This window comes from Halalkalibacter oceani, assembly GCF_023715605.1.
Classification (GTDB): Bacteria; Bacillota; Bacilli; order Bacillales; family Bacillaceae_D; genus Halalkalibacter; species Halalkalibacter oceani.
In genome coordinates this window covers 42,415-54,791 of record NZ_JAMBOL010000007.1, presented here as the reverse complement: position 1 = coordinate 54,791, position 12,377 = coordinate 42,415, and the positions used below count along the sequence as shown (strand labels likewise).

The window sequence follows — 12,377 nt, the reverse complement described above, 5'->3', positions numbered from 1 at the left end:
GCTGGTAGAACTGGGCCAAAAGGTAAATAAACAACCTTCTGGCCCAGCTCTCATGTGTAGACCGGAAACGCTGCCAGTTTCAGCAGAGTAAAGTATGCTTTACCCGAGCTTCTTCAATCGGGCGATCAGTTCATTTGTCACTTCATTTGTCGAGAAGGTACCGCCGAGATCAGGAGTGGTGATCTGATCAGCGAGAAGCGATTCAATCGTAGCGAGCAATGCTGAGCCGAGCTCTTCCTCGCCAAAATGGTCGAGCATCATTTTCGCTGTCCAAATTTGTCCGATGGGATTGGCCATTCCTTTCCCGGCAATATCGGGCGCTGAGCCATGAACCGGTTCGAACATCGATGGATATTTGCCGTTAACATTGATATTTGCTGAAGGGGCGATACCGACGCTACCCATGATCGCCGCGCCAAGATCGGTCAAAATATCGCCGAATAAATTGCTCGCCACGATGACGTCAAAGCGATGCGGGGCGGTGACGAAAAAGGCGGCCAGCGCATCGATATGCTGTGAATCCGTTTCGATATCAGGATAATCACGCGAAACGTCGGTGAAAATCCGGTCCCAGAATGGCATCGTATGAAAGATGCCGTTTGATTTTGTCGCACTTGTCAGCTTTTTGTTGCGCTTTTTCGCCAATTCAAACGCGTAGCGCATCGCCCGTTCCGTCCCTTTGCGGGAGAAGATCGCATTTTGAATGGCGATTTGATCTCCACCTTGATAGATTTCACCACCTACTGAACTGTACTCTCCTTCACTATTTTCCCGGACAACAATCAAGTCAAAATCATTCGGATTTACTAATGGGGAGCGCAGCCCGTTTAACAGCTTGGCCGGCCGGACATTAATCACCTGTTCAAATTCCCGGCGAATCGTCAGCAACAGTCCCCATAATGAAATATGATCGGGCACGACTCTGGGATCGCCGACCGCCCCTAAAAAGATGCTGTCAAAATCGGTTAACTGTTTCAGCCCGTCATCAGGCATCATTTTACCGGTCTCTGTATAATATTCGCAGCTCCATGGAAAGCGAGTGAATTCGAACGAAAGACCGCCATGAAGCGCAGCAATTGCCTTTACTACTTCCTCGGCCGCGGGGACGACCTCTTGGCCAATTCCATCTCCGGGGATACTTGCTACCTTAATCGTTTTCATTTTCTATGACTCTCCTTCGTGAAAAAAGTTTTGTAAAAATGGTAATAGCTCCTGGAGAACGGCTTCGGGCTGTTCCTCAGGCACATAATGTCCACAGTCGGCAATTGCTTTTCCGCTAACGGTCGTTGCGACCTCTTTCCAGTAATCGAGTACGGGTTGATCGGCTAAATTTCCATGATCACCCCATAATAGCAGGCAAGGCTGTGTCAGTTTTCGCTGAACTTGACGCTCCGCCCGATACTTTGGCAAATCGACTTCATAGGTGGCGCGGTAGTCATTTAGCGCGGCCTGATAACCGCCCGGCTCCTTCCAAGCCCGGAGGTATTCCTGCCACACACCCTCTTTTTTTAATTGCTTGAGCAGTTCCGGGCTGCGGTTAAATAAAAACTGCAAATAAACTTCTTCGCGGCCTTCGATTAATGCTTCAGGCAAGTCAGGCACTAATTGGAACGTCCAATGCCAATATTTTTTCGCGGCTGCCGAAACAGATAGCTGATCATAAATTAATTCCAGCGGAAGAATATCAATAAGGCTAAGGGCGGCGACGGTATCTGGATAATCAAGGGCAAAGCGTCTTGCCACCCTCGCGCCGCGATCATGGCCGACGAGCGCGATTTTTTTTAGCTGCATGGAAGCGATCAATTCGTAAACATCACGTGCCATCGTTCCTTTATCATAGCCGTTCATTCCTTCCGGTTTCTCCGAATCGCCATAGCCTCTTAAATCGACAGCAATGACATGATAGCGCTTTATTAATTCAGGAATGAGATAACGCCACATCTGCCAATTTTGCGGGAAGCCATGTAAAAGGACGACCGTTTGATGATGCTGTTTTCCTGCTTCCACATAGTGAAGACGCACACCGTTTACAAGTGCATACTGCTTAGTAAGTCCTGCTTGCTGAAGGTTTTGCCAATCATTCATTTGCTAAATCACCTCACATCGTAATAGCTTGCTAGGTACAGTCTATCTCGTTTACTATATAATTAAAAATGATTCATTTTGAATAATTCAATCACTTTTTTTGATGGTTATAGGGAAGGGGAGTTAAAGATGGATATGAAAGATCTGCTTATTTTCAAAACGCTCGCCGCTGAACAAAACATCACAAAAACAGCGGAACGGTTGAACTATGTCCAATCGAATGTGACGGCAAGAATGAAAAAGCTGGAGACAGAACTCAACACACAGCTGTTTTATCGTCATCCACGCGGCATCAGTTTGACGGGGAAGGGAAAATTATTATTAAAACAGGCCGAGGAGATTTTGCTGCTTGTCAACGAAACAAAAAAAGCGATCCAGGATTCAGACGAGCCCCATGGCTCGCTTTCCCTAGGAACAAATGAAACAGCCGCCGCGGCCCGACTGCCGCAGCTGTTGGTGAATTATAACGAGCAATTCCCGAATGTCGAGCTATCCTTGCGCGTCGCGTTAACGACACAGCTCATCCAGGATGTGCTTACACATAAGCTGGACGGAGCTTTTGTCATCGGGCCGATTGAAGACAATAAGTTGGAAGCCATCCCAATCTATCAAGAGGAGCTTGTGATCATTTCCAATGCAAAGCAAGACATTGAGCTAAGCGCAAAAAATATCTTGACGCGTCCTCACTGTCCATATAAAACAAGACTCGACCGCTGGTTTGAGACAAATCAAATTTCTCCAGGGAATCGGCTGGAGCTCAGCACCTTGGAAGCGATTTTACATTGCATCGAGGCAGGTCTCGGCATAGCGATTTTACCAAAATCGCTTGCCACCCAGCAAATCAATGAGGGAACGCTCACCGTTCATACCCTTCCCCCTGAAGAGCAAACAGTCGATCTCTTTTTCATTCATCGAAAAGACATTTATCTGGACCAGGCCTACCGCTCCTTTTTACGTTTAATCAAAGAGGAAGAACATAGCAACTAACGCTCTGCCCCTGTAACCCGTCGCATTTTTCTGAGCGGCGGGTTGTTTTTATTTGGTTGAGTGAGGGGAAGAGCGGAGTAAACGGTGGAGGGGAAAAGAAGCTGTAAGATCCTAGCCATCCATGCCCCTGCCAAAGAATGCGATATGACACTGTTGATACTGATTTACTAGATTTCAAATTTCAATCTACGCACTCCATAAAGAGTGCGATTTAAAGTACGGCAAAGGGGTCCCTGTGTCAGCTGAATTTCAATCCACGCACCCATAAAGAGTGCGATCCGAATTGTCATTAACCAGGTGCTGAAGGAGACGATATTTCAATCCACGCCCCCATAAAGAGTGCGATGGGTTTAAGTTTTGGAGTAAGGATCAAGAGCCAAATTTCAATCCACGCACCCATAAAGAGTGCGATCGCAAGTCATTAAGCAAGCTCTACAAGAGCAAAAATTTCAATCCACGCACCCATAAAGAGTGCGATGAGCGCTGGATGGTCACGAAAAGTTCGCTAGGAGATTTCAATCCACGCACTCATAAAGAGTGCGATTTTGTATGCCCTGTACTGTGAATCATTTCATGGAAATTTCAATCCACGCACTCATAAAGAGTGCGATGCCACAGCTCACCCACCTGCTTGAGAAAGGGCACGCATTTCAATCCACGCACCCATAAAGAGTGCGATAAAGCTATGGCTGGAGTAAGAAAGCTGAAACATTAATTTCAATCCACGCACCCATAAAGAGTGCGATTGATTACATCGAAGCGTTTGGATTTAGCAGTGTTATTTCAATCCACGCACCCATAAAGAGTGCGATAACAAGAAAGGAAACGGATAAAAAAGCGACAGAGAATTTCAATCCACGCACCCATAAAGAGTGCGATTCGAATAATCCAACATGCTCTATTAATACAGATTATTTCAATCCACGCACCCATAAAGAGTGCGATTTAACGTAGTGCCAACTCGAATTCCTGAAGGTAATATTTCAATCCACGCACTCATAAAGAGTGCGATATCGCCACGTTTTCAATGCGTTGATATTGCACGAATTTCAATCCACGCACTCATAAAGAGTGCGATTAAACGTATTAACGCCAAACGTCCTGGCTAATCATTTCAATCCACGCACTCATAAAGAGTGCGATCTCTGAGGTGACAGCAGTAGCAGAACCAGAGATTAATTTCAATCCACGCACTCATAAAGAGTGCGATTGTGACAGGCTGAATCGCCTTTATGATCTCGTTGTATTTCAATCCACGCACTCATAAAGAGTGCGATAGCCCGATTTCCCCTAAAAAAAGGAAAAACAGCGCTGGTGAGTACTTTTTATTAACTTTTCTTGGTAATAGAATAGCATATTCTTGTTTGGTGTTACATATTTTTTCATATTTCAGTCTTTTTTTGGTGCGAGTGATCCGGGGTTTTTATGTGCGCTTGGGGTTCGCACCGGCTACCCACTATGAAAAGCTAAGAAAGATATTTGCTGATGTCGGTCACTTTGCCGTCGGGGAAATCATTTGATTCGAGCAGATCGACAATCACTTTGGCGACCTGATCTGGAGCAAGGAGCTTTCCTTCTTCCTTATAGCGGCGGAACGTATCGACATGAATGAAATCATTTTTATCGATTGAGCGGATTTCTCCTTGCATCGCCGTGTCCATAATACCCGGGCCAAAGGAGCAAATCTTTGCCGGGTGAGCGGCTTCCGCTTGTTCGACGGCGACGTTGCGGCTGAATAAATCAAGTCCGGCCTTCGCTGCGCCATAGCAGCTCCATCCGTAAATCGGACGCTGGCCGGCGCCGGAAGAAACGTTGATAATGCGTTTGTCTGCCGGACTGTTTGCGGTGTGCTTGAGAAATTCGGCGGTCAAAAGCATTGGTGCTGCGAGATTAACGTTTACATTTTTCTGAAGCTCCTCGCTTTCGACTCGCTCTAATGGGCGGGCGGGAGCGAGCAGTCCGGCGTTGTTGATAAGATGAATTTGCTTTGCTTCATCCAGTTCAATGGTGGAAAAAATCTTGTCCATTAACGCTGGGAGTGCAGAAACATTGCTTAAATCGACGGAATAGAAATGGTAGCCGATGTTGTGCTGCTCGGCGGCTTGCTTGATCTCTTCATTTTCGTTCCGGGAGATACAAATTAAAGTTTGTGCTTCTTTTGTGAGGAGCCGTGTAGCAATTGCTTGTCCTAATCCTCTTGATGAACCGGTAATAATGGTGTAATTCATCTTGTCCTCCTATTCTGAGACTGAGAAATTATTTCTTGATTTCTCTTTTAGTTTAACAGATTAAGGGAGAAGAGTGGATAATATGAACAAATGTCTTGATTCTTTGGCCGCTTTTTGTATAGTGAGAAGAGAAAGAAAAAGAGGAGGGGGAAAATGAATCTTTTTAAAGCGCATTTTGTTCATCCGTATACGCAGGTTCCATTAATTGTTTACTTTAATGAAAGTGATGGACATGTGACCTTTGAGAAAGATCAGGAAGTGCTCGACATTTTAATGAAAATGGAAAAGAAGATCGGCAAGGACCGGAAGTTTTTACGTGATCTTCATCGTACGAGTCACATGTGTAAAACCCAGTATCCGGTCGCTTCTTTTCAGGACGTATTTGACTTTTTGGAGGGGCTAGGTGTTGATAAAGAGGATCTGACCTTTCAGCAGCTTTATGTCCATTAATTCGTTTTCTAAGCCCCGCTGGCTTTTGTCCTAGCGGGATTTTTTTTGCGGTAAGAATACAGATACTAAATGCTATAGAATATATAGAGTCAAGTGTATTAGTTTAGTCGAATTTTCAGAATTCATTTTAGGATTTGATTGACAGGTGAATTGAGAAACAGTACAATGACGATAAATCTAATCGATTAGATCTGGAGGTTTTCTTTGATTTGGCAACGATAAAAGATATAGCGAAAAAAGCAGGAGTTTCAGTCGCCACAGTCTCCTATGTCCTCAATGACAGACCTGTGAGCGAAGAAAGAAAGACAAAGGTTTTAAAAGCAATTGAAGAATTAAACTATGTTCCGAATGAAGTAGCAAGAAGGCTTCGCGTCAAGAAGAATAATACCATTGCAATGGTACTGCCTGACATTATGAATCCTTTTTACCCTGATTTGGCGAAGGGCTGTCAGGATGTCGCCAGAGAAAACGGTTACACTTTGCTTTTATTCAACACAGAAGATAAGCAGGGACAATTTGCCGGCATAATGGATCAAGTACGTAAAGGCGGAATAGATGGTATGATACTGGCAAATGCTTTGGAGAAAGATATTGAACAAGTAAAGAAGTTAATGGATACTTCCTTTCCTATTGTACTTGCCCACAGAGGGATAGAAGGTCTGGAGGTAGATTCAGTAACGGCTGATAACTTTTCGGGAGGCTACATGGCAGCGAAGCACCTGATTACTGGCGGCCATGTGAAAATAGCCTTTATTGAGGGGCTGAGAGGTTCTGCAGTAAGTGCTGACAGGAAGAAAGGCTTTTTGAAAGCAATGGAAGATGCAAACCTTGAAGTCAAGCCGGAATGGATAGTCTGGGGAAATACCGAATATCAAAAAAGCTATGAGGGAGCTAAGCGGTTATTGGAGCTACCCGCTGATGAAAGACCTACTGCCATTTTTTCCAGCTCTGATTTTATGGCACTCGGGGTAATTGATGCGGTTAAAGATTTAAACCTTTCCATCCCGGGAGATATAGCTGTTGTCGGATTCGATGATTTATTTATTACCTCATTTCGCTTTGTGCAACTTACGACCGTTCATATACCAAGGTATGAAATAGGCAGACGGGCTATGGAGCGATTAATAGAGAAAATCAATCAAAAAGATAAAAAAGATGATATCCAAAATGTTGTTCTTAGTCCAAAGTTAATGATCAGACAAACTTGTGGGGTTGAAAAAGGGTAAATGGTGTAAAGCCATTTCTTTTTCTCAGTCATTTCTAATCGATTAGATTTAATGAAAGCGCTTATATAAAAGGGGGGATGCTTAGAGGAATAATGACATTTTAAAGGAACGGAACATTGGCAAGCGATAGGATGGGTGTTGGTGGATAATATGAGCGTGAGGACAATGATTTGAAAGCTTAAAATTATTTATTGGTGGGAGGGTTGTGCTATGGTGGCACAGTCATGGATAGCCTTTTGGCTGCTTATATGTATGTTCTTTTTAATATTTATGATCGTTAAAATGAAGATTCATCCCTTTCTTTCATTGCTATTTGTGTCCATATTTTTTGGTTTGGCAAGTGGACTTGGGATAGAACAAACGCTTGATACGATTCTTAATGGGTTTGGTTCGATATTGGGAAGTGTAGGGATCGTCATTGTTTCAGGAATAATCATCGGTGAAATCCTTACGGCAACAGGGGGAGCTAAAAAAATTGCTCAATTTATTCTAGGTATTATCGGTAAAAAGAAAAGTACGCTAGGTACGAATGTCTCTGGAGCCGTCGTTTCTATCCCTGTATTTAGTGACTCCGGATTTGTGCTTTTAAACCCAATTATAAAATCCCTTTCTAAAGTCGGTAACATTCCTTATGTGTCCTTAGCTACAGCGCTGATGGCGGGCTTGATGACAACTCATGTGTTGATACCGCCTACTCCGGGGCCCATCGCAGGAGCTGAACTTTTAGGAGCCGACCTTGGGAAGTTTACGATTTATGCCCTCATTGTAGCCATACCTATTGTAATCGTCACTACTTTATGGGCAAACTCTAAGTTTCTAACGCGAAAATATCCGAAGATCATGGTGGAAGAGGATTTAGAACAATCTGATGAGTCAGAGAAAACAATTGTCCACACTCCATCGACTTTTCGCTCTTTTCTGCCCATCATCGTCCCTATTATTTTAATTATTGGCCAATCTTTCTCCAGTCAGTTTCTTTCGGGTGATTCTTTGCTCATAAGCATTATTATTTTCATTGGTTCCCCTCCAATTGCTCTTTTAATAGGGGTGTTACTGGCGTTTTTGCTTCCTAAAAAATTGGACGGAGAAGTGACAGATACGTGGGTTTCTAATGCTATTGAAAAAAGTGCCAATATCTTGCTCATTACAGCGGCAGGGGGAAGCTTCGGAAGCGTGCTTAAAGAAACAAATATCGGTGAGTTTCTAGGCGGGGAGGTATTGGCTCTCGGTTTTCCTGGATTTTTAATTCCCTTTATCATTGCCGCCTTAACAGTTACGGCTGTTGGCTCATCCACTGTAGCTATTACAACTGCTTCAGCGATTGTTATGCCGCTGTTAGGTGATTTAGGCATCAGCCCGGAGCTCGCCTTATTAGCTGTAGCTGTCGGTTCGTTAACAGTTATTCATACTAATGCAAGTTTATTTTGGATGGTTGGAAAAATGGGAGGAATGGATCTCAAACAAAGCTATTGGGCTGTTACATTTACTACATTGATTATGGGGATAACCGGAATTATAGCTGTAGGAATTCTCTCTTTCTTTATTTAAATTAAGTAAAAATAGTAGATAGAAAAAGGAGTGGAAAAAATGAAAATTATTGATGTCATCCCTCACGTATTAATTTCTCCTTTGGAGGAACCATTTGCTTTCTCACAAGGCTGGGTGCATCAGCGCAGCACAGTTCTCGTAGAAATTGTTACAGATCAAGGAGTAACGGGTTGGGGAGAGTCTCTTTGCCACGGGCTTCAGCCACCGGAAATTGCAGCGTCGTTTATTAAGTATTGCTTTAAGCCTCTGCTTTTAGGAAAAGATCCATTTGACGTGGAAGTAATATGGGAAGAAATGTATAATCTTTCAAGGCCGTATGGCCAGAGTGGAGCTGCGGTAAATGCGATAAGTGGCGTGGACATTGCAATATGGGATGTGATCGGGAAAAGTGTAAACAAGCCAGTAAGCAAATTAATTGGAGGGATGTTTCGGAAAGCAATTACGCCTTACGCTACTGGCTTTTATCGAAAAGAGAACCAGGATGATATTGAATCCGGGATTAAAGAGGCGAAAGAGCATTTAGCAAAAGGATTTCAAGCGTTCAAACTGAAAATCGGTTTTGGAGCAGAAGCAGATCTTGAATATATTCATGAAATCCGCAAAGCTGTTGGCGATAAACCGAAAATTATGCTTGATGCCAATGGAGCGTACAATGCTTCTCTTGCCAGAAAAATTTTACTGGAAAGTGAACGCGACAATATTTTCTTTTTCGAAGAACCTTTACCTCCAGAGGATTTAGAAGGATATAAACAATTACGAAATGTAACAAAGACTTTTGTTGCTGCTGGAGAAAACATCTTCGGGAAAATCGGATATCGGCATTGGATTAGTGGAGGAGCACTCGATATTCTGCAGCCGGATCTTTGTTCTTCCGGAGGTTTTACTGAATGCAAAAAAATAGCGGCAATGGCTCAAGCCTATAATACGATGCTTATCCCTCATGTATGGGGCTCCGGGATAGGGCTGGCCGCATCCTTACAATATATTGCTTCGCTTCCCCCGGCACCGTTATCTTTAAATCCATTGGAACCTTATTTGGAATATGATCAATCGTCTCATCCATTCCGCGAAGATTTAATTTTCCATGCGATTCAAATGGAGGATGGAATGGTGAAAATACCTGAAAAGCCTGGATTAGGGATTGAAATCAATCGTGATGTGATTGAGAAATACAGCGTTCGTGTCTTTCGGTAGCAGTTGAGCTAAGGGGCACCCCTGGTCATTCTACTTACTCTCCTCTGACGCATGAATAAAAAAGAGCTCGGCAAAAGGGTTGCTTCTCCCTTTAAGCCGAGCTCTCAACAGTTAGTGAGGCTAGTATTACTGATCCGTATCAGCTGGATACACGCCGTTTTCATCGTGTGTTTCCGCGCCGGTAATCGGCGGATTGAATACGCATACCATGCGCATGTCTGTTTTGGCGCGGAGAAGGTGCTCATCGTGCTGATCAAGGGCATAAATTTCATCTTTCTTGATCGGCCATACTTTATTGTCCTTTAATGTGACGACTTCTCCTTCCCCTTCAATGCAATAAACGGCTTCAAGGTGATTCTGGTACCAAATATGGGTTTCTGTACCTGCTTTAATGATTGTATCGTGGACAGAATAACCCATCCCGTCTTTCTTTAAAAGCAGGCGGCGACTCGTCCAGTTGTCTGCCTTTACTTCCTGATCTGTTCCAATAATGTCTTTTAGGGCAACTACTTTCATCTATGATAACCTCCATCAATGTCTGTTTCGTATTTTAGTGTGGTGTATAGCATTTTGTTTATGAACCGACAAGCTCCTTCGCTCCAACGACGGATTTGACGCTTTCCTCAAGGATGTGCAAGCCTTTTTCGAGGCCTTCATCATCAATGTTAATCGGCGGGAAGAGCTTAAAGACTTCATCCTCAGGTCCCGATGTTTCCATAATCAAGCCGCGCTGGAATGCTTCGGCTGTCACTTTGGAAGCGAATCCTTCAATTTCCGAAGCGACGCCGGCCATGAAGCCTCTGCCGCGAACCTCGCCTTTCATTTCCGGATACATATCGACGAGCTTTTGCAACGTCGCTTTGATGACCTTGGCTTTTTCCTGAACATTTCTTTCCAATGTGTCATCTTTCCAGTATGATAATGCCGCAGTGGCGGTAACGAAGGCGTGGTTGTTACCACGGAATGTTCCGTTATGCTCGCCGGGATCCCAAATATCCAAATCAGGGCGGATCAAGGTGATCGCAAGCGGTGTACCGTACCCGCCGATGGACTTCGACAGACAAATAATATCCGGCTTAATTCCAGCCTGCTCGAAGCTGAAGAATGTACCTGTACGGCCGACGCCGGCTTGCACATCATCTACAATAAGCAGAATATCCCAACGTTTGCAAATCGCTTCAATCCGTTGCAGCCACTCGAAGCGGGCGGCATTTATTCCACCTTCGCCTTGAACGGTCTCAAGAATCATCGCGGCTGGAATCGCTACACCGCTGCCCCGGTCCTCAAGGAAACGCTCAAGGTACTCCAGGTCATCGAGACTGTCGGAGACGAAGTTATCATAAGGCATTGTTACGACATGCTGTAACGGGACGCCGGCTCCTTTTCGTTTAAATGAATTTCCCGTCACTGAGAGAGACCCGATCGTCATCCCGTGAAAGCCATTCGTGAAGCTGATAATATCCGTACGTCCGGTCGCTTTCCGGGCAAGCTTCAATGCGCTTTCTACTGTGTTCGTTCCGGTTGGGCCGGGAAACATAATTTTATATTCCATGTTTCGCGGCTTTAAAATAACATTATTGAAGGTTTCAAGAAATTCAGCTTTCGGTGCTGTAGCCATATCAAGTGAATGGGTAACACCGTCGCTGAGAATATATTCGACTAATTTCTCCTTCATATATGGATCATTATGACCATAGTTCAGCGCGCCGGCACCTGAGAAGAAGTCAATATATTCTTTTCCGGCTTCATCCCACATTTTATAACCTTTTGCTTTCGTAAAAACAGTTGGAAAGCTGCGGCAATAACTACGTACCTCGGATTCAAGCTCTTCAAAAACCTTCATATCTGTTTTCGTCATGTTTATGTTTTCCTCCTTATTCATACATTAATACCTATACTGGGTAACGTATTTGAACAACTACTTTATTCCCCGCTTATCAATCAAGTAAACCTATTTTTTGAGATTTTTTTCAATTGGACCTATTCGAAAAGCTAATTCTTTTTCGTGATGATTACCTGGAAACAGATCTTCAGAGAAACATTCGGTCACTTCGCAATTCGTTTGATAGGTTCGCGCTAAGCGGCGGAAAAGAGCCTGGGATGCTTCATTAGAAGGAGTGATCGTCGCTTCCACGTACGAAATCGCCTTTTTCTGGCGCTCGACAAGTTCTTGCAGCATTTTGGAAGCAAGCCCCTTGCCGCGTTGCGAAGCATCTACTCCAATTTGCCAAACGAAAACAGCATCCTGTCGTTCTGGAGGAATAAAAGCTGTAATAAAGCCGACGAGAGTATCACCCTCTTTTGCGACTACACATGTATCGGCGAAAAATTCACACATCATGATGTATTTATAAGCAGAATTCTGATCTAAAGTCGATTGATTGACCAATTCCCACATTGCAGCGCCATCTTCAACAGTAGGTTTATCGAAATGAATTTTTTCGACTGTTGCTGTTGCAGATGTTAGTTGATTTTTAATAGTGATTGCCCTCCTTACGTCCAATTTTTTTCACATTTTTATCATACGGGGATGGAGAAAAGATCGCAACTTAGCTTATTACGGATTAATCGGCTTAAGACACTCTTAGGTCTGATTAGAGAGACTAAGGGCAGTCATCGCTGTAAATACTGCTAAATGGTTAACATTTCTAACAAATTG

General features: G+C 43.8%; 11 protein-coding genes and 1 CRISPR repeat array. Of the genes, 5 read left to right on the top strand and 6 right to left on the bottom strand.

What is annotated here, in order from left to right:
* Window positions 1–99 precede the first annotated feature (99 nt).
* Window positions 100–1,161, bottom strand: a complete 1,062-nt coding sequence (locus tag M3202_RS09835; RefSeq protein ID WP_251223171.1) for a tartrate dehydrogenase — start codon at window positions 1,159–1,161, stop codon at window positions 100–102.
* 3 nt (window positions 1,162–1,164) lie between these two features.
* A complete protein-coding gene (locus M3202_RS09830; RefSeq protein WP_251223170.1) occupies window positions 1,165–2,085 on the bottom strand; it encodes an alpha/beta fold hydrolase in 921 nt (306 codons plus the stop codon).
* A gap of 129 nt (window positions 2,086–2,214) precedes the next feature.
* On the opposite strand from M3202_RS09830, the gene M3202_RS09825 reads away from it, so the two are divergent.
* Window positions 2,215–3,072, top strand: a complete 858-nt coding sequence (locus M3202_RS09825; RefSeq protein WP_251223169.1) for a LysR family transcriptional regulator — start codon at window positions 2,215–2,217, stop codon at window positions 3,070–3,072.
* A 246-nt stretch (window positions 3,073–3,318) separates the two neighbouring features.
* A CRISPR array of direct repeats spans window positions 3,319–4,349; the repeat unit is 32 nt; unit sequence ATTTCAATCCACGCACTCATAAAGAGTGCGAT.
* 189 nt (window positions 4,350–4,538) lie between these two features.
* Here M3202_RS09825 and M3202_RS09820 read toward each other — a convergent pair.
* Window positions 4,539–5,300, bottom strand: coding sequence for a (S)-benzoin forming benzil reductase (locus M3202_RS09820; protein WP_251223168.1), 762 nt, complete (start codon window positions 5,298–5,300; stop codon window positions 4,539–4,541).
* A gap of 153 nt (window positions 5,301–5,453) precedes the next feature.
* Between M3202_RS09820 and M3202_RS09815 the strand changes: the two genes are divergently transcribed.
* The 4 genes from M3202_RS09815 (at window position 5,454) to M3202_RS09800 (ending at window position 9,718) form a co-directional block, all read left to right on the top strand.
* Window positions 5,454–5,750 (top strand): hypothetical protein, encoded by a 297-nt coding sequence (locus tag M3202_RS09815; protein ID WP_251223167.1) that lies wholly within the window; start codon window positions 5,454–5,456, stop codon window positions 5,748–5,750.
* Between the two features lie 209 nt (window positions 5,751–5,959).
* Window positions 5,960–6,976 (top strand): LacI family DNA-binding transcriptional regulator, encoded by a 1,017-nt coding sequence (locus M3202_RS09810; protein WP_251223166.1) that lies wholly within the window; start codon window positions 5,960–5,962, stop codon window positions 6,974–6,976.
* Between the two features lie 210 nt (window positions 6,977–7,186).
* Complete coding sequence (locus M3202_RS09805; protein WP_251223165.1) at window positions 7,187–8,524, top strand: GntP family permease; 1,338 nt, start codon at window positions 7,187–7,189, stop codon at window positions 8,522–8,524.
* A gap of 39 nt (window positions 8,525–8,563) precedes the next feature.
* Window positions 8,564–9,718, top strand: a complete 1,155-nt coding sequence (locus M3202_RS09800) for a mandelate racemase/muconate lactonizing enzyme family protein (RefSeq protein ID WP_251223164.1) — start codon at window positions 8,564–8,566, stop codon at window positions 9,716–9,718.
* 126 nt (window positions 9,719–9,844) lie between these two features.
* Here the strand turns inward: M3202_RS09800 and M3202_RS09795 are convergent, their stop codons facing one another.
* From M3202_RS09795 to ectA, 3 genes are all read right to left on the bottom strand, one after another.
* Entirely contained in the window at window positions 9,845–10,234 is a 390-nt protein-coding gene (locus M3202_RS09795; RefSeq protein ID WP_251223163.1) for an ectoine synthase, read from the bottom strand.
* Window positions 10,235–10,292: 58 nt separating this feature from the next.
* A complete protein-coding gene (gene ectB / locus M3202_RS09790) occupies window positions 10,293–11,576 on the bottom strand; it encodes a diaminobutyrate--2-oxoglutarate transaminase (RefSeq protein ID WP_251223162.1) in 1,284 nt (427 codons plus the stop codon).
* 93 nt (window positions 11,577–11,669) lie between these two features.
* Entirely contained in the window at window positions 11,670–12,203 is a 534-nt protein-coding gene (gene ectA, locus M3202_RS09785) for a diaminobutyrate acetyltransferase (protein ID WP_390189459.1), read from the bottom strand.
* Window positions 12,204–12,377 lie beyond the last annotated feature (174 nt).

Bases quoted from the DNA above. Each gene is read 5' to 3' on its own strand.
- M3202_RS09835 (WP_251223171.1), bottom strand. From the start codon at position 1,161: ATGAAAACGATTAAGGTAGCAAGTATCCCCGGAGATGGAATTGGCCAA.
- M3202_RS09830 (WP_251223170.1), bottom strand. From the start codon at position 2,085: ATGAATGATTGGCAAAACCTTCAGCAAGCAGGACTTACTAAGCAGTAT.
- M3202_RS09825 (WP_251223169.1), top strand. From the start codon at position 2,215: ATGGATATGAAAGATCTGCTTATTTTCAAAACGCTCGCCGCTGAACAA.
- M3202_RS09820 (WP_251223168.1), bottom strand. From the start codon at position 5,300: ATGAATTACACCATTATTACCGGTTCATCAAGAGGATTAGGACAAGCA.
- M3202_RS09815 (WP_251223167.1), top strand. From the start codon at position 5,454: ATGAATCTTTTTAAAGCGCATTTTGTTCATCCGTATACGCAGGTTCCA.
- M3202_RS09805 (WP_251223165.1), top strand. From the start codon at position 7,187: ATGGTGGCACAGTCATGGATAGCCTTTTGGCTGCTTATATGTATGTTC.
- M3202_RS09800 (WP_251223164.1), top strand. From the start codon at position 8,564: ATGAAAATTATTGATGTCATCCCTCACGTATTAATTTCTCCTTTGGAG.
- M3202_RS09795 (WP_251223163.1), bottom strand. From the start codon at position 10,234: ATGAAAGTAGTTGCCCTAAAAGACATTATTGGAACAGATCAGGAAGTA.
- ectB (WP_251223162.1), bottom strand. From the start codon at position 11,576: ATGACGAAAACAGATATGAAGGTTTTTGAAGAGCTTGAATCCGAGGTA.